12 protein-coding genes are annotated in these 16,926 nt (G+C 57.5%); 3 read left to right on the top strand and 9 right to left on the bottom strand.

The window, feature by feature from the left end; translation table 11 throughout:
- Positions 1-56 precede the first annotated feature (56 nt).
- Both BLR44_RS23195 and argS read right to left on the bottom strand, forming a co-directional pair.
- Complete coding sequence (locus BLR44_RS23195; RefSeq protein WP_089686661.1) at positions 57-824, bottom strand: type III pantothenate kinase; 768 nt, start codon at positions 822-824, stop codon at positions 57-59.
- A gap of 113 nt (positions 825-937) precedes the next feature.
- A complete protein-coding gene (gene argS / locus BLR44_RS23190) occupies positions 938-2,719 on the bottom strand; it encodes an arginine--tRNA ligase (RefSeq protein WP_089686659.1) in 1,782 nt (593 codons plus the stop codon).
- A 206-nt stretch (positions 2,720-2,925) separates the two neighbouring features.
- On the opposite strand from argS, the gene BLR44_RS23185 reads away from it, so the two are divergent.
- The gene (locus tag BLR44_RS23185) at positions 2,926-3,216 is read left to right on the top strand and encodes a hypothetical protein (protein WP_089686657.1); all 291 of its coding nucleotides are present in this window, start codon (positions 2,926-2,928) and stop codon (positions 3,214-3,216) included.
- 53 nt (positions 3,217-3,269) lie between these two features.
- On the opposite strand, the gene BLR44_RS23180 is transcribed toward BLR44_RS23185, so the two are convergent.
- From BLR44_RS23180 to BLR44_RS23165, 4 genes are all read right to left on the bottom strand, one after another.
- On the bottom strand, positions 3,270-3,956 hold the full coding sequence (locus BLR44_RS23180) for a hypothetical protein (protein ID WP_089686655.1): 687 nt from the start codon (positions 3,954-3,956) through the stop codon (positions 3,270-3,272).
- A 30-nt stretch (positions 3,957-3,986) separates the two neighbouring features.
- Positions 3,987-4,913 (bottom strand): citrulline utilization hydrolase CtlX, encoded by a 927-nt coding sequence (gene ctlX, locus BLR44_RS23175; protein ID WP_245706151.1) that lies wholly within the window; start codon positions 4,911-4,913, stop codon positions 3,987-3,989.
- A gap of 184 nt (positions 4,914-5,097) precedes the next feature.
- Positions 5,098-5,601 (bottom strand): hypothetical protein, encoded by a 504-nt coding sequence (locus BLR44_RS23170; protein ID WP_089686651.1) that lies wholly within the window; start codon positions 5,599-5,601, stop codon positions 5,098-5,100.
- A gap of 18 nt (positions 5,602-5,619) precedes the next feature.
- On the bottom strand, positions 5,620-7,098 hold the full coding sequence (locus tag BLR44_RS23165; RefSeq protein ID WP_089686649.1) for an arginine deiminase family protein: 1,479 nt from the start codon (positions 7,096-7,098) through the stop codon (positions 5,620-5,622).
- Between the two features lie 299 nt (positions 7,099-7,397).
- Between BLR44_RS23165 and BLR44_RS23160 the strand changes: the two genes are divergently transcribed.
- Complete coding sequence (locus BLR44_RS23160) at positions 7,398-8,789, top strand: type III PLP-dependent enzyme domain-containing protein (RefSeq protein ID WP_089686647.1); 1,392 nt, start codon at positions 7,398-7,400, stop codon at positions 8,787-8,789.
- A gap of 95 nt (positions 8,790-8,884) precedes the next feature.
- Here the strand turns inward: BLR44_RS23160 and BLR44_RS23155 are convergent, their stop codons facing one another.
- The 3 genes from BLR44_RS23155 to BLR44_RS23145 all read right to left on the bottom strand — a co-directional run bounded on the left by BLR44_RS23155 (position 8,885) and on the right by BLR44_RS23145 (position 15,084).
- Positions 8,885-12,946, bottom strand: coding sequence for a T9SS type A sorting domain-containing protein (locus BLR44_RS23155; protein ID WP_143017429.1), 4,062 nt, complete (start codon positions 12,944-12,946; stop codon positions 8,885-8,887).
- Positions 12,947-13,107: 161 nt separating this feature from the next.
- Positions 13,108-14,013: an NAD(P)/FAD-dependent oxidoreductase gene (locus BLR44_RS23150; RefSeq protein WP_089686644.1), complete on the bottom strand. Its 906-nt coding sequence runs from the start codon at positions 14,011-14,013 to the stop codon at positions 13,108-13,110.
- A 213-nt stretch (positions 14,014-14,226) separates the two neighbouring features.
- Positions 14,227-15,084 carry an SDR family oxidoreductase gene (locus BLR44_RS23145; RefSeq protein WP_089686642.1) on the bottom strand — a complete coding sequence of 286 codons (858 nt, stop codon included), beginning with the start codon at positions 15,082-15,084 and terminating at the stop codon, positions 14,227-14,229.
- 144 nt (positions 15,085-15,228) lie between these two features.
- Between BLR44_RS23145 and BLR44_RS23140 the strand changes: the two genes are divergently transcribed.
- On the top strand, positions 15,229-16,908 hold the full coding sequence (locus BLR44_RS23140; RefSeq protein WP_089686641.1) for a VRR-NUC domain-containing protein: 1,680 nt from the start codon (positions 15,229-15,231) through the stop codon (positions 16,906-16,908).
- Positions 16,909-16,926 lie beyond the last annotated feature (18 nt).

Genomic DNA, 16,926 nt, shown 5'->3' with positions numbered 1-16,926 from the left:
GCGGAAGTTACGGACCGCTTTGAGAGGAAGCTTTTCCCTCAAAGCGGTCTTTTCTTTTAGCGATGTGCGTAGTAGTCGACCCAACGCAGGCCGTCGAGCGTCAGGTTAGGGTCGACCTCGTCGAACTGATCGTGCAGCGTCGTCAGAATCGACGACAAGCCCCCGGTGGCCATCACCCGGCACTTCTGATCCAGTTCGGTGTTGATGCGCCGGATCATCCCTTCTACCATGCCCGTGTACCCGTAGAGAATGCCCGCCTGGATGGCGTGCACCGTGCTCCGCCCGATGGCAGAGTGCGGTAACTCCAGCGGCACTTCCGGCAGTTGGGCGGTGTTGCCGGCCAGAGCACGAATGGCCGTTTTCAATCCCGGTGCAATGGTCACGCCCAGAATATCGCCCCGGTCGGAAACGATGGTAAAGGTGAGGGCGGTGCCGAAATCGACCACCATGCAATACTCGTGGAACCGTTCGTAGGCCGCTAACGCATTGGCTACCAGATCGGACCCGATCTCGTATGGGCGCTCCGTCCGCACCGGAAGTTGGGGATACACCTCCGCCCGCAACCAGAGTGCTTCGCGTTTTAACAGGGCTTTGATCGCCTGCTGCAACGGCTCCACCGCCGCGGGCACCACCGAACTCAGCACCGTCCGTTGTACGTCGTCGAGGCGCAGACCGGCTTCGAGCAGGTGCATCCTCAGAAACATGCCGTAGTCGGCGAAGGGCCGCAACGGATGCGTTTCCAGACGCCACACATGCCGCCACGTTTCGCCGTCGTAAAGTCCAAAAACGATGTTGGTATTGCCTGCGTCAATGGCTAGCAGCATGCGGAAGAAGAAGGGTTATCGGGTAATCAGTTATGTAGTGCGTGCGGGGTCCGTCCGTTTATGATCGGGCTTGCCGCCGAAAAGCTTGTGGCAGGCTGACACATTTTTGTCCTTTACATGCGTTCCGGCGCTTCGATGCCCAACAGGCCCAGTGCTTTTTTCAGGACCGACGCCACCTGTTGCGACAGCACCAGTCGGAAGGAAACGGCCGCCGCGTTTTCGTCATTCAGAATGGAAAGCTCGGAGTAGAAACGGTTGTATTCTTTGGCCAGGTCGTACGCATACTGCGCAATCACCGACGGATCGTACAATTCGCCAGCCAGCTTCACTTTCTGCGGAAAATCGTTCAGCAGCACAATCACGGCCTGTTCTTCGGGCAAAAGGGCATACTGGTCCGACACCTCGGCGGCAATGCCCTCCTGAGTGGCTTTCTGCAACACCGACGAAATCCGCGCGTGTGTGTACTGAATGAACGGCCCCGTGTTGCCATGAAAATCCACGGATTCGGCCGGGTTGAAGAGCATCCGTTTTTTAGGATCAACCCGCAACAGGAAGTACTTGAGCGCACCCAGCGCAATGGCGTGGTACAGCTCCCGCGCCTCGTCAGTACTGAAGCCTTCGATCTTGCCCGACTCCGAGGTGTAATTCTCAGCGGTTTGCTCCATCTCGGTAATCAGGTCGTCGGCATCGACCACGGTTCCCTCGCGCGACTTCATCTTGCCGCTGGGCAGATCGACCATGCCGTACGACAGGTGATACAACCCCTCGGCGTACGGACGTCCCAGTTTCTGGAGGATCGCGAACAGCACTTTGAAGTGGTGATCCTGTTCGTTGCCCACCACGTACACAGACTTGCTGACCGCGTGGTCTTTGTACTTCAGGTCGGCAGTGCCCAGATCCTGCGTCATGTAAACCGACGTGCCGTCTTTCCGCAGGAGCAGCTTTTCGTTCAGCCCTTCGGCGGTCAGGTCAATCCACACAGAGCCGTCGTCTTTCCGGAAAAAGACGCCTTTCTCCAGCCCTTCCTGGATGATGTCTTTGCCCAACAGGTACGTATCCGACTCTTTGTAATACTGGTCAAACGTGACGCCCATGCGCCGGTAGGTTTCAGCAAAGCCTTCGTAGACCCAGCCGTTCATCTTTTCCCACAACTGCCGCACGTCCGGGTCGCCTTCTTCCCACTTTTGCAGCATCGCCTGCGCGTCCTGCATCAGCGGTGCTTTCTTTTTCGCCTCTTCTTCCGGCATGCCGCCCGCGACCAGTTCCTGCACTTGTTTGCGGTACTCCTGATCGAACCGCACGTAGTAGTTCCCGATGAGGTGATCGCCTTTGAGGCCGCTCGATTCCGGCGTTTCGCCGTGCCCGAAGCGCTGATACGCCAGCATCGACTTGCAGATGTGTACGCCTCGGTCGTTCACCAGATTGGCCCGCACGACCTGATAGCCGTTCGCCCGCAGAATTTCGGCGACCGCATACCCCAGAAAGTTGTTGCGCAGGTGCCCCAGGTGCAGGGGCTTGTTGGTGTTGGGCGACGAATACTCGACCATGACGCGCTGTCCGTTGTCCGGAAAAAATCCGAATGCGGGTTCGGCGACCATGTCGCAAAGGGCCTTCTGCCAGAAGGAAGCGTCGATGCTCAGGTTCAGAAACCCTTTCACGACGTTGAAGTCGGCCACGGTCACCACGTGGTTTTTCAGGTACTCGCCCAGCAGCTTCCCGGTCTCTTCCGGGTTCTTTTTGGTGAGGCGACCGAAGGGAAACGTAACGAAGGTATAGGTACCCTCAAACTCTTTGCGCGTGGGCTGAAGCGCCAGTTGATCTTCGGCCACGTCGGCGTTAAAAATATCTTTGAAGCCGTGTTGCAGGCCTTTTTTCAGGGATAGTTCCAAATCCATGCGCCAAAGGTAGAAAGTTTCCCCGCAATGTGCCACCAACGCGCGGAAGCGGTGCCCCAGTCAGGCGGAGCGATGCTTGTGACCCAAGGCCACAGACGAACGAATTATTTTTCAACCAATTGTTTGAAGAACCGTATTTTTTAACATACTTTGTAATTCAAAGTACTTTATAATTTATCAAATCGTACTTCAAAACATCTATCGCTATGGTAGCACAACACAAACGCCTGATCGGGATTTTACTTGCCGCCGCCTGTCTGCTGCTGATCCCCCTGATCGCCATGCAGTTCACCCCGGAAGTCGACTGGTCCGCGTTCGACTTTCTGGTCATGGGAATTCTGTTGCTTGGGACGGGCCTGTCGTTGGAAGCGGTGCTCCGAAAGGTGCCAAAAATGTCCCACCGCGTCATGCTTTTCGCGGTCGTTCTCCTGGCCTTCTTCCTGATTTGGGCAGAACTGGCCGTCGGCGTCTTTGGCACCCCCTTCGCGGGCAGTTGATTGAAACGTGCATAGAACGGCTTACTGCAAAGTGAGTCGTTCTAGGACGCACGTTAAAGCGCAAGTACTTCCTTGTAGAAAGCCGCTAGCTTTCGGTACTCTTCTTCCGTATCTGCTTCAAACTCTTCTAGAACAGCCACCAACCGAGGCAAAAGGATGTTATAATCCTGAGATGTTTCAAAGGAGCGCACCGGTTCGGCCCTCCACGGCGAATTGTCAAGCAGAGCAATCAAGCAATGCTTTTTAAGCTTTTTATCTGAGCTAGCGAGTCCGATCAACCACGCCTCATACACCTCATTTTCGAACGCAGGTGAATGACTGATGTGCCCGTTTTTACTCAACCAAGCTAGATAGAGCGCTTTGTTATCAGGTGACTCGCGCTGGGCACGGTTGAACAACGCGATGGCCCCTTGTCTTCCGAAACCCTGCAACAGCCAGTTGGCCGAATCGGCGACTGAGCCGGAAGGATATAGGAGAAGTGCCAGGCACCTGTCAATCCATGCCTCGCGATGTGCCATTAAAAAGTCATGGGACGAATGGATCAGTACGCGTAAGCTAAAAAATAGTACCCCCTCGAAAGCCTGGCTTGTATCTCCGATGGCTTCCTGAAGATTCTGAACGATGATGTCTTTTAGTGGTTCTGGGAGTTGAAGGCGATCACCTGAAATCCACCTTTTATGAGCAAAAGCATCTAATGCACGAAGGGCGTCAAAGCGCTGTTGTACAGTCCACCTTTCCACTCTCGTTCCATCTCTTCGATAATTCCAGCATTATCCTTTCTTCGGCAGGTAGATTTCGGCAATCATACAGCGGGCGCTGCCGCCCCCGTAGTGCTGAATGGTCGGCAACGGAATCGGGACCAGTTCGCCGTGCCGGGAGAGGCGCTGACGCTGGTCGGCGGGCAAGCCTTCGTAGGCGCTGCGCGACAAAACGATGAGTTTATCGCCCGCTTCGCTCTGCAACTGGATCATGTTGCCGGCAAACTGGTAGACCTGCTCCAGGGTAATTTCGATCACCTCGTGCGTGCGCGACAGCGACTTGTAGACCATGGCCCGCTCGGCCGCATCGCGGATGGATTGCAGACAAACGGTGGCGAAGCCCTCCCCGATCGCCATCATCACGTTGGCGTGGTAGATGGGCTGGTCGCGCAGGTCGGTCGCGTGAAACCCGATCACGTCGTAACGGGTGCGGCGGCTGAAATCGGCCAGTACTTCCTCGTGCGTGCGGGGCGCAAAACAGGCGTAGGCCACGCGGTTCACCCGGTCCAGCACCATACTGCCCGTCCCTTCCAGAAATTTTTCCTGCTCCTCCCAGGCCGTAAAATCCACGATGTCTACCACGTTGTAGTCTCCTTCGGCGATCACCTGGTCGATCACCTCCCGCCGCCGCTCGGCGCGCCGGTTGCGGGCCAGCATCGGAAACAGGCAGATGGTGCCGTCGGCATGGAACGAAATCCAGTTGTTCGGAAACAGGGCGTCGGGTTTGCGCGGCTCCGGTGTATCCTCCACGACTGTGACTTTCACGCCCTTGCCCCGCAGAATCTCGACCATCTGGTCAAATTCTTTCAGCGCCTGCTGGCGGATAAACTCGGCTTGCTCGGGGGCCTGACCGTTCTGAAACAGGTTGCTGGCGGCCGTCTCTTCGTTGAACCCGAAACAGGTGGGTCGCACGACCAGAATGTGGGAGGTGGTTTGCAAGGGAAGAAGGAATTGAGGAATTGGCAAATTGGCAAATGGCAGATTGCAGATGGGAAGGTCGCCGGTCGCAAGGCGCATGTCCTCTTACTACGTTCTTAGCTTCTATCGACTTGGGTGAGAAGCGCAGGGAATTTCACTGTTTCAGGCTGTACTACACTCTGATTTTTCTAATCCATGATTAGAGTCAATCTTCTCTTTTTGATTTTACATTTAACATTCTTTCAATTCTTTCGATGATAAGGCTGTCAAATCTGTTTTCGATTCTTTGCTTTTCAGTGTTGCTAGTATGCTTTTGAAGAGTCCATCCTTCCTGATTTCCGACTGCACGAATCGCAATTTCGGCATAATTAGTCATTGCCCATTCTGTAGAATCACCTATGAATGAAATGTAAAACATCTCTTCAGGAGGGCTGGAAAAATAGAAAATTCTAGTATCTAAAAAATCATACCCGCGTTTTTTCCAATCATCAAGTTCTGCCCATTTTTCAGGAAGTGCAAATGTCGTATCGGAATCAAGTAAGCTGTCTACAGCATTTTCAAGGGTGTACTTATCCACTGGGAATCTTCTGATATCAAATCCTCCTAATGTGCCTGCTCCAAAATTTCTAAATTCAAAAACTAAATACCCTACAAACCATACCATCAGAATCCCTACGATTCCTACACTGGTGAGTATAGTTTTCTTCATGGCCAACAACTTGTCCCCCTACTCCGGAGCTTCGCGCCAGAGGGGCATGCTCATGCAGCGGGAACCGCCCCGGGCGCGCGAAAGTTCGGCGGAAGGGAGCATGATCAGGGTGTTGGTGACGGCGTCGGGCGTAAGCATGCCGATCTCGAAGTGGTGCAGCAGTTCGGCCGCGTCGATCACGTCGAAGCCCACGTTGCGGAATGCTTCGGCCGTTTTGTCGTTGCGGTCGTAGCCGACCACCACGCCCTCGCGGAGGGCCAGCAGGTTGCAGGAGTCAGTCCACTGTTCACGGTCGCCGAACGGGTATTCGTTGTTCCCGGAATAGACGAAAGCCACCTCGCCTTCCACGCCCAGGTCGTTTTGGCTGATGTCGGTCAGCAGGTCTTCCAGGTAAGCGAACTCTTTGGTTTTGCCCTCTTTTTCGCGTTCAAACTGCCAGATTTTCAGTTCGTGGTTGGGCAGTGCTTCTTCGGCCAGCGTGCGGTAAAATTCGCGCGTTTCCAGCTCGACCCCGCGTTTCGAAAGCGACCCCAGCAGCACCCAGCAATCGCGACGCACCTGCGTGAATACGGTGTCGATGTGCATGTAATCGCGCTTCTTCGGAATTCTGATCACCGACACTTTGTCGACCAGCTCGCGGTCGAAGACGGCTTTGATCACCTGATTGACGGCGTAGGCGGTGGTCCGCTCGCTGATGCCGACCACGAGGTGGTTCGGCGCGACCATCATAAAATCGCCGCCTTCCAGCGTCACGTGCTTGTAATCCACGTCTTTGTCGTGGTGCAGAAAATGGTGCTTGCTGTCGGCCAGTTCGATCACGCGGCGGCGGCACGACTCAAAGTACGGGTGGTTGAAGAAGATGTACTTCATGATGAGCGCTTCGCGCATCCGGGCCTGCCGTGCGGGCTTGTTCAGCAAAATGTGGTCGTTGATCACAATGCCCACGTCGCGCGCAAAGATCAGATTCGGAATGGGCGCAAATATCATCCGCTTGTCGTCCGGCGTGGTGCCCGAAATCAGCGTCCGGCCCAGCAACGTGGCGTCCATCATCAGCAGCGCTTCCTGTACGCTGTACGACACGTTTTCGACGGCACAGATCGACGCAACCAGCTTGGTGCGCACCACCTCGTCCTGCAACAGTTCCGTCAGCAGTTGCTGGATTTCGACCACCCGGTCGGAACCGTGAAACTGCGGATGCCCCGGCTTGTAGAAGTTCCGGCGGTTGATCGGGTCGTCGATCGCGGCCAGCTTTCCCGCCACCCGATCGGGGTCCAGAAAGTAGAGCAGTAGCTTGGTGAAATAGTCGTACTCGTCGCGGCGCATCGTATCGAGGTGCACGATGTCTTCGAACAGCCAGTCCTGCGCTTTGGAGGGCGTCACTTTGCCCAGGCCGCTGTCGGGGCTGTGTACCAGCAGCCGACGTAACCGGCCGACTTCGTGGCTGACCATCACTTTGTTGCAAATAGCGGTTTCCTGTTCTTGATCGTAAGCGGGCATACCTGACGGGTTATCGGTTCGTTTCGGTGAATTCAAAAATTTGGATAGCAAACATACAGGTTTCCCGGCTTTTGCCGCAATTTCGCGCCCGTGGTCGCGGGTGGCGGAAGTCGGTAAAACGAACGTAGTATACAGACCGGTCGCCTGAGCCGGTCGACGGATGCCCCGTTCGCTGACGAAACGCCCTCGATTGCGCGGCCTGTTAACGTACGCTTAACCGACCACGGATAACCTGCCACCGCCAGACACGTAACCTAAGAACCGAAAACCCCTAAGTTTTACTTCATTTCCGCCCCTGAATGCAATACATTGATCTGATCGAGCAGACGTTCGATTTCCCCAACGATGAGTTCAAAGTCGACAACAACCAGCTTTCGTTCAACGACGTCCCGATGATGGATCTGGTGAAAGAATACGGCACTCCGCTCAAGTTCAATTACCTTCCCAAGATTTCGCAGCACATTCAGCGCGCCAAGCAGCTTTTTCAGAAGGCGTTCGACAAACACCAGTACCAGGGAAAATACACCTACGCGTACTGCACCAAGTCGTCGCACTTCCGGTTTGTGATGGAAGAGGCGCTGAAAAACGACATTCACCTCGAAACGTCGTCGTCGTACGACATTCCGATCATCCGGGAACTGAACCGCCGGGGGTTGCTGGAGAAAGATCGCTACATCATCTGCAACGGCTTTAAGCGCGAGCTGTACACCCGCTACATCTGCGACCTGGTGCACGACGGCTTCACGAACGTGCTGCCGATTCTGGACAACCTGAACGAGATCAACTACTACCAGGAGCACATGAACGCGCCCTGCCAGGTGGGCATCCGCGTGGCGGCCAACGAAGAGCCGAAATTCGCGTTTTATACCTCGCGCCTGGGCATCCGCTACGGCGACATTGTGCCGCTTTACCGCGAAAAGATTAAAAACAACCCGAAGTTTTCGCTCAAGATGCTCCACTTCTTCATCAACACGGGCATCCGCGACTCGTCGTATTACTGGAGCGAACTGAGCCGGTTTATCGACATGTACTGCGACCTGAAAGAGGAATGTCCCGAGCTGGATTCGGTCGACATCGGCGGCGGGCTTCCGGTCCGTAACTCGCTGTATTTCGACTACAGCTACGAATACATGATCGACCAGATCGTCGAGAATATCAAGTACACCTGCGACGAACGGGGGATTCCGGTGCCGAACATCTACACAGAATTCGGAATCTACACCGTAGGCGAAAGCGGCGCGTCGATCTACTCCGTGCTCGACCAGAAGATGCAGAACGACGTGGAGCTCTGGTACATGATCGACTCGTCGTTCATCACGACCCTGCCCGACGTCTGGGGCCTGAACCAGAAGTACATCATGATGGCGCTGAACCACTGGGACAAGCCCATCCAGCGCGTAAACCTGGGCGGCCTTACCTGCGACAGCCAGGACTATTATAACTCGGAGGCGCACATCGGTGAGGTGTTTCTGCCCCGCATTCCGAAGGATGACAAGCTGTACGTCGGCTTTTTTCACACCGGGGCCTATCAGGAAACGCTCGGCGGATACGGCGGCCTCCAACACTGCCTGATTCCGGCACCGCAGCACATTCTGGTAAACCGCGACGCCAACGGAAACCTGATCACCGAGCGGTTTGCACCCGAACAGGACTCGGAATCGATGATGAAAATCCTGGGCTACCGCGACTAACCGAAAAGCCCGCGCTGCCCCAAAACCCTTTGCCCTGAACACAAAAAAGCCCGGAACGTGACGTCCCGGGCTTTTTTGCTGTATGCTTTTTGAGATTACTGCTTCACGAAGCGCAGGTTTTGTACGCCTTCGGCGGTTTGGACCTGCATGAAGTAAATGCCTGACGGCAAGTTAGAAAGCTGCTCCTGGTACTCGACCTGACCGGCCTCCACCGTACGTTCGGCATAGAGGCGTCCCAGGGCATCGACGACGCGCAGGGTCGCGTTGCTCTGAAGCGATTCGGCAAACTGTACCGTAATCGACTGGCGTGCCGGGTTCGGATACAGGTGCGTTTGGGCCGTTTGTACCGGTACAGAAGCAATCACACGAGTCGGCACTTCCTCCGATGCATCGCAGCCGGTGAGCAGGTAACGTCCGTCGGTCCACTCCATCGCCAGGTCGTCGCAGTCGACGGTGCCTAACAGGATGAAGACCCGGCCCAGCAACGGCCCCCCGATGCGGAACTTCACGGGCAGCGTTGCGCCGGGCGCCACGCCACGCCAGCGTCCAATGGTGTAGCCGTCGGTGTTGATCGCATTGGCCAGGATGTACTCGCCGTCGTCGCTGATGGCGTACGGCTCGTAGTGCCAGCCATCTTTCCGCTTCGCACCGAGTACGTCGGGCAGCAGCGACGTGTTCTGCTTGCTGCCACTTTTCCGCAGCGGTTTGATCGAGCAGTCGTTATGAATTTCCCAGGCTCCGGCCTGCCCGTCGGTGCGGACTCCGGTCGCAACGCCCACGGTGTAGGAACCCCGGCGTTGGAAGAAGTCCCAATACGTGACGGAATCGAGGGCGGTGATCGTAGCTGCACCCGGGAAATCTTCCACGGTATAGACACAGCTTCCCAGCGTCAGGGCAGGCGCTTTTTCGAGCACCAATCGCACCGATACCGGCATGTGGTCGGACGTGGTGCTGGCGTAGTTCGGAATGACCGAGTTGCCCGCAAACACTTCGTAGTGCACAGTAGCTGAGTTCGCGATGTAGTTATCGGTCAGCTCGTCGGTCACGGTGATGTGGTCGATCACGTTCTCGTACGACACGTAGGTCCGGAAACCGGCGTCGCTGAGGCTGCTCGTCAGCACGGCGTAATAGTTGCCATCGGCACCCGGATTCAGTGAATCGTCCTGCACGTAGGCTGCATACGAAGTGACGGTAGAAGAGATATTGGCTACCGTTTCGTCCACGTCGTCGTTGTAGTCGCCCAGCAGCATGACGTTGGCGGTGCCGCCACCCAACGTATCGAGCACGGCTTTCAGACGCTCCACGTCGTATTTCCGCATGTCGTAGGTTAGTTGCGCGTCGCTGCCGTTGGCACGGGCGTGGAGCCCCACGAAGTAGATCCGCTCGGTGCTCCCGTCGATGGTCACGTCCGCCACCATCAGGAACGGCAGGCGTCCGCTGGCAAAGAAGCGGGTCCGGTCGTCGGCGGGATAATCGGTCAGGTAGCTGTCGTCTCCACCGTTGTAGTACGGATGCTGCCAGTCGAGTAGCGGCTGAGTCCGAACGGGCGAAACGGTTTCGGTTTTGTAGATGAACGCCAGTTTCTGCGACTCACGCGGCTCGTTCGGCGGATACGATACGTAACCGGTCTGGATCGCCAGCGCATAGCCCGGCAACTGATCGACCACCTGCTGCAACAGGGCGCTGTCGGAGATTTCTTCCAACGCATACACGTCGGCGTCGAGGCTGTCGAGAACGCGCTTCACGTTGTCTGCCTGCAAAGTTTCGTTGGTCGGCCCTTGGCTCGGACTGCCGAACCATTCGACGTTCCAGGTCACCACATCGAGGGTCTGCGCCAGCGGCAGGTCGGTATCGCCCGTCGGCGGTACAAAGTCTTCGGCGCAAGGCAGATCGCCCGCCAAACGGGGCAGCAGTTGCGGGGTGCCGTTGAATTGCCCGATTACGCCCGTTACTTCGCAGGTCTCCGGCTGGGCTTTCCCAGCAATGCCTTCTACGTCGGCATCGATCCGCAACTCGCCCGAACCGGTAGCGTCGGTAATCACAAAGTTGGAATTGGGCCAAAACAGGTCGCCGGGGTTGGGGAAGCTTACGTTTTGCAGCGTTACCAGTTGTCCTTCGTAAGCGGCCAATTGCGCCACGGTGATGGCAGCAGGCGTTACGCTGTTGCCGGTGCTCACCAGCGAATCGTGCGTTACACTTACCACTTCGCGCAGGCCGTTGTAGGTATCGAGTGCGCCAGTGAGTTTTACTTCGTCGCCGATCTGATACGTTCCGCCGTGCAGGGCAGCATCGAACACGGCAATTCCACCGGTACTGTCCTGGATGTAGGCCGGTCCACCGAATTCGTCGGCAACGGTCAGTATCCCCTGGATGGTCACCACGGCATCGTCGGCGGCGTTACGCGCCTCGGCAATCGTAATCAGGCCGGGTTGCGGTTCCACCGGTCCGCCGTCGCCACCGTTTTCAGTGCCGGGGGTGGGTGCAGCCGCGCCGAAGGTATCGGTATTGCGCTGGCCTCCGCTGCCGTTGGGCAGACGCTGCAACGATTCGCTGATGGCTTGTCCGTTGGCGTTTTCGTCGGCTTGGGGCTGGCCGGCATTCAACAGCGCCAGAAGCCCTTCGTCGTCGGCGTCGCTGGTGCCGTAGACCACCGCGTCGATCAGCCCGTCGGTCGTAACCGTAGTGATGGCCGCCGCGTCGCCCTGGTAGAGCGCCACCGCATCGGCACCGTTTTGCAGGCCGTTGGTCGTGAATGCAACCAAGTCGACATTAGCCACGTTGGCGCTTCCTACCACAAAGTAGCCTTCCGCATCGGTGGTGTAGCCATCCAGAGCAATGGCACCGTAGGCTTCGTCGCCGTTGCCGTTGAACAGCACCAGCACCAGGCCATTCAGCGCGGTATTCCCTACCCCACCGTCGTACAGTTCGATGAACTCAGCGGCATCGGTTCCATCCTGATCCACATCCAGTTCGTTGATCACAATGGCAGGCAGCGGAGCGGCCACGGCTTGGTTCGGTGCTCCCGGCGTGTTGTACGCTTCGCCCGGTACCGGTGACCCTTCGTAACCGTCGATGCCGGCCAAATCAAAGTCGTTCCGTGTCCAGTCGCTGGTCTGATCAGTATCGGTTCCGTTCGGCAGGCGGGACGCCCCTCCGGGTGCAAACGACAGTCCGTCGTAGCCCACGTTTAACGTTACCGCGTAGGTCTGGTCGCCTGCCCCGCCGTCGTTCACGGCAATGCCGTCGACCAGGTCTGTCCAGGGTGTTACGTCCAGTACTCCGTCGTTGTCCGCGTCCAGGTCGGCGCCCAGCGTGTCGGCGAAGTTGCGCACCAACAGCAGGGTCAGCGTGCCGTTTTCCAGTTCGTTCGCAGGCAGATTCAGGAGAAAATAGCCGTTCGCGTCGGTGGTACCCAACGGGAAGATGCCGTCGATGGTCCCTTGTGCGGGAGTATCGCCTTCGATTTCCAGCACCGTGAGGTCCGAGTAGTCGGCGTTGGGATCGCCCAGGATTTCGATGTATTCCACATCGGTCCCCGTCGTACTGGCCGAAAATTCGTTGATGACCGGATCGGCCGGCCCTACAGGCCCACCACCGAACGTCTGCCCGGCATTGACTGCCCCGAACGTGTTGGCTTGCGCGTCGGCCCAGGTGAAGTCCTCGTAGCTACTTCCGGAACCGGTCAGTTGCAGCGAAAAACCGGTAGTCGTCGCGTTCGACTCTCCTACCCCGATGTCGATGCTGGTCAGGCCCTGGGCCGGACCTGTGGCGGCCGTCATGGTGCCGTCGTAGCTCAAAAACTGGATGACCGCTCCGGCGCTGTTCACCAGCGCAACGCCATCGGGGTCGCCATTCTGAATACCGTTTGAGGGATAAGTGACCACCGCAAAGCCATAGCCGCTTCCGGCATCCGCCAAGGTACCGCTCAGGGCCGAGGTGGTGTACGGCTGGTTGTTGCTCCCGTTGTAGAGCACCAGACTCCAACCCGTCAGATCGGTGCCAGCCGGGCCGGCAATTTCGATGGCCTCGCCGGTATCGGTACCAACGTTGTCGTAGTGTATTTCGTTGATAAACACCGGCGTTTGTGCCAACGAGACAGAAGAAAGGCCAGCCAGGACCAGGAAGGCTCCTAGCCTACTTCGTACTTGTGTAAGCATAAAAGATGATGAGGTAAATGGGAAATTAACTTCCACAAGTTTACCCATAATCGTGCTGAACCGATGTTAAAATACGGTTATAGATTTGTGATAAATTATTAATGGCAACCGCGACATAGTTTATAAGGAAAATAGGTTTTTTGCCCGCATATCGTTCTGCTTTATTGCCATTTTTCATGAATCAACTCGTGGTTGATGAACGCGCCCGCCAGGTTGCCGGAAGCACCCGCCATCGCCACCGAACGAAACGGAGTGGTAACATCGCCAGCGGCATAGAGGCCTGGCACAGAGGTGCCTCCCCCCGGCCCCGTCTGGATTAAGCCCAGGTCCGTTAAGGTACACCCCAACCCATCCGTCAGGTGCGTCGGCAGCGAGAAGGGGACCTGCGCATAAAGCGCTGTCAGCGCGAAGGTGGTACCGTCGTGCAGGCGGATCTGTTGCAGGTACCCGTTGCGGTGGTCGAGTGCGACCAGTGGCGTCTCCACCAGGTCTACGCCCCACTGACGCAGTTGCGCCTGTTGCTCGGCCGTTAAGGTGGCCGGACCGTTGGTAAACAAGGTTAGGGCGGGATTCCAGTGCTGAATCAGGCGTGCCATGTCGAACCCGCGATCGCCATTCGCCAGGAGGCCGATCCTGCGGCCGTGGACTTCGTATCCGTGACAGTACGGGCAGTGGATGACGGAGATGCCCCAGCATTCGGCAAAGCCCGGCAGGGGCAGTATCTGATCCTTAATTCCCGTAGCCAGCACTACCTTTTGCGCGGTGATGCGTTCGCCCTGCTGGGTAGTTATTTCGAAGCCCGCTTCCGCTTTCGAAGCGGCTACGACCCGATCGTGGCGGAACGAGACGGACGGATAGGCGGTGGCCTGCTGGCGGGCGGCGGTGGCCAGTTCGGCGGGAGTAGCGCCGTCGCGGGTCAGAAAATTGTGGGAATGGGGCGTCTGGCGGTTGCAGGGCTCGCCCGCATCGATCACCAACGTGCGGCGCAACGCCCGTCCTAGCGTCATGGCGGCACTCAGTCCGGCATAACTACCGCCAATGATCACGACTTCCAAATCTTGTTTCATAAAGGAAAAGTTTCCAGATATAGTAGTTCACGCAGCGTCGGGACTCGCTTGACAGGCAGCGCTGTACGTGCCTGTGGCGGCGCTGTGCCCTCTCTGAATTTTGAGGCCCAAACCGCGCAGCCCGCCTCCGCAGGGATGCAAGGTAAAAAAGGTATATTCTATTTGCAACATTGTTGCAAATAGAATATACCTTCCTTCTTTTCCGTGGTATGTCTACTTCCGCAAAGGGTCCAGCAAGTGCGGATGTGCGTTGAAGTAGCTTTCCAGGTGGGCCGGTGGCTGTTTGGTCCAGTTCAATACTGTATCGGTCACGTGCGCCAGTTCGCCCGCGGCGAGGGCTTCATAAGAGCCGGTCCAGACGTCTACTTCCCAGAGTTCGGAGGCCAGATTCCGCCGCCAGGCTTGGGCCTGTTCGAGCGATTCGTCTTCGTACCGCAGCTCGCGCCCCACCAGCACGGACAAACGCCCCGCGGCTTCCTGCAAGGTGACGGGTTCCGGCCCAGTGACGTCGTACGTAGCGCTGCTCAGAGGCGGATCCAGCAACACGGCCGCCGCCACCCGACTCACGTCTTCGCGCGAGACAAAGGCCGCGGCACCGTCGCCCGCCGGGGCACGCAACACCCCCTCTTCGTTGAACAGTTCGGGCAACATGTCGAGGTACATGCTGTCGCGCAGGATGGTATGCGGCACGCCGGTGGCTTTCAGGTAGGCTTCCGACTCGGCATGGTCGCGCCCGAGGGGAAATTTAGACGTGGGCGAAGCGCCCTGGAACGATAGGTAAATCACGTGTTTTACCCCGGCCTGGGCCGCCGCCTCAAACGCGTTGCGGTGGAGTTTAGCCCGCTCGCCGGGCGCGGCATGGCCTGACACCACAAACGCGCGTTCGATGCCGGCAAACGCCATGGTCAGGCTGGTGGGGTCCTGGTAATCGCCCTGTATAATTTCGCCTTGCACGTGGGTAGAAAGGTGGTGGGGATGCCGCGTCATCAGGCGCAACGGCTGCTTCTGTTCCGATAACAATTCGGCAAGCCGGCTACTGACGCGTCCGGAGGCTCCTGTGATGAGAATCATAAGGCATGAAGGTTGGATGAGGCAGAGGCGAAGCGCTTGCGGGCGCGGCTTCTGCAAAAAGTTTGTTTCATTTTCCTTACGCCGCTGCCCTAAAATCGTTAAGCCGGGGCACGCATAATTGCCTCGGGCTGTTTACTTTAGTGTATGGCCCGACCTACGGAAATCGAACTTCCGCCCCGTTATTACCTCGAGTATTTTGAGTACGTGCTGCGCTTTGTGCAGGAGCAGTACCAGTCTACGCTTTCGACCGACGAATTTCTGTTTCTGGAGCGGTTCGCCGCCCTTTCGGAAGACGCGCGTTGTCTGTTTGTGCGGATGGCCAACCGCCGCGGCCTCTTTTTCCGGCCCGATCGCTTCGAATACGCCGAGATCGACCACTTGCCCGACGCGCTGGCTGCGCTACTGGACGCCGGCTTTGCCGAACGCCTGCACCCGGACCACGCCCCCGATGCCACCGAATTGCTCTGCATTTTTACCCGCGGCGAACTGGTCGACCTGATTCGCTGTCTGCTGCCCGAAGCCGCTGGGCTCAGCAAGCTGAAGAAGCCGGAACTGGTGGCGTTTATGGTGGAGGAAATCTCCTTCGAGGAGATTGTCGCCTGCCTGAACGAACAGGAGACGCTGGTGCGGCAGGGCTACGTGGAGACGGTCGAGATGGTCAAGTTCTGCTTTTTCGGGACGCTCGACGCCGACATGTCGCAGTTTGTGGTGCGCGACATCGGTCACGCCAAGCTGGAAAACATGGAGGGCAAAAAGTTTACGCCCTTTTTCCGGTCGCGCCGCGACATGGAAGACAAACTGGCCATTTCGCGGGCATACCAGCATTTCCGCTACATCCGCGATACCGATCCGCCCGAACTGGTATTCGACTGGCTGATGCGCTGGAGCAGCCACCACCGGGAGTTGAGCGCCGCCGCCCAGCCGCTGTTCGACCGCATGGCACTGAAAACCGCTGCCCTGCTGGAGCGTGCCCCCCTGCCCGAGCTGGCGTTGCAAACCTATCGCCTAACGGAGAAGGCGCCGTCGCGCGAGCGGCAGGCCCGCCTGCTGCACAAACTGGACCGGACCGAAGAAGCACAGCACCTGTGTGATGCGATCAAGGCACAACCGCAAAACGCGGAAGAACGCTTTTTTGCGATCGATTTCTGCAACCGGCTCGCCAAAAAGAAAGGGGCCGTCAAGGCCACCACCGATACCCTCCGGCAGGCCGAAGCGGTCGAAATTTCGCCCGCGTTCCGTTACCAGGTGGAACAGGGCGTGATCGAACACTTCCGGGCGCAGGGAAAACAGGCCGCTCATTCGGAAAATTACCTCTGGCGGGGCTTCTTCGGGCTGGCGCTGTGGGACGTGCTGTTCGACGATGAGGCCGACGCCCTGCACAATCCGCTGCAACGCGCCCCCTCCGATCTGTTCAAACCCGATTTCCTGGAAAACCGCCGCGCCCGCATCGAAGCAGAATTGCAGTTCCTGGACCGCAAACGCCATGCAAAAAAGCTCCTCTCCGAACGCTACGCCGAAAAAGAGGGTATGCTGGTGCCGCTTGTCGGCTGGCACGAGACGCTGCTGCCGCTGGTGCTGGCCTGCCTGCAAAAGCTGAAGCCGAAACAACTGAAAGCAATCTTCCTGGAGATGGCCCGCGACCTGAAGGAAAACGGACGCGGCTTTCCCGATCTGTTCGTCTGGGACGGAAAAGGCTACGAGTTCATCGAAGTGAAATCGCCTACCGATCAGCTATCGGCGCAGCAACTGCACTGGCTCCACTTTTTCGAAGAAATCGGCGTGAAGGCGCGCGTCCTGCGGGTGGTGTGGGGCGAAGAAGCATAATCATGCGTTGTTAGCGTT

This window comes from Catalinimonas alkaloidigena, assembly GCF_900100765.1.
GTDB lineage: Bacteria > Bacteroidota > Bacteroidia > Cytophagales > Flexibacteraceae > Mooreia > Mooreia alkaloidigena.
This window is presented reverse-complemented; position numbering and strand designations above follow the sequence as displayed.

Excerpts from the sequence above, each read along its gene's own strand:
- BLR44_RS23155 (WP_143017429.1), bottom strand. The coding sequence starts at position 12,946 with ATGCTTACACAAGTACGAAGTAGGCTAGGAGCCTTCCTGGTCCTGGCT.
- argS (WP_089686659.1), bottom strand. The coding sequence starts at position 2,719 with ATGGATTTGGAACTATCCCTGAAAAAAGGCCTGCAACACGGCTTCAAA.
- BLR44_RS23145 (WP_089686642.1), bottom strand. The coding sequence starts at position 15,084 with ATGATTCTCATCACAGGAGCCTCCGGACGCGTCAGTAGCCGGCTTGCC.
- BLR44_RS23160 (WP_089686647.1), top strand. The coding sequence starts at position 7,398 with ATGCAATACATTGATCTGATCGAGCAGACGTTCGATTTCCCCAACGAT.
- BLR44_RS23185 (WP_089686657.1), top strand. The coding sequence starts at position 2,926 with ATGGTAGCACAACACAAACGCCTGATCGGGATTTTACTTGCCGCCGCC.
- BLR44_RS23170 (WP_089686651.1), bottom strand. The coding sequence starts at position 5,601 with ATGAAGAAAACTATACTCACCAGTGTAGGAATCGTAGGGATTCTGATG.
- BLR44_RS23140 (WP_089686641.1), top strand. The coding sequence starts at position 15,229 with ATGGCCCGACCTACGGAAATCGAACTTCCGCCCCGTTATTACCTCGAG.
- BLR44_RS23165 (WP_089686649.1), bottom strand. The coding sequence starts at position 7,098 with ATGCCCGCTTACGATCAAGAACAGGAAACCGCTATTTGCAACAAAGTG.
- BLR44_RS23195 (WP_089686661.1), bottom strand. The coding sequence starts at position 824 with ATGCTGCTAGCCATTGACGCAGGCAATACCAACATCGTTTTTGGACTT.
- BLR44_RS23150 (WP_089686644.1), bottom strand. The coding sequence starts at position 14,013 with ATGAAACAAGATTTGGAAGTCGTGATCATTGGCGGTAGTTATGCCGGA.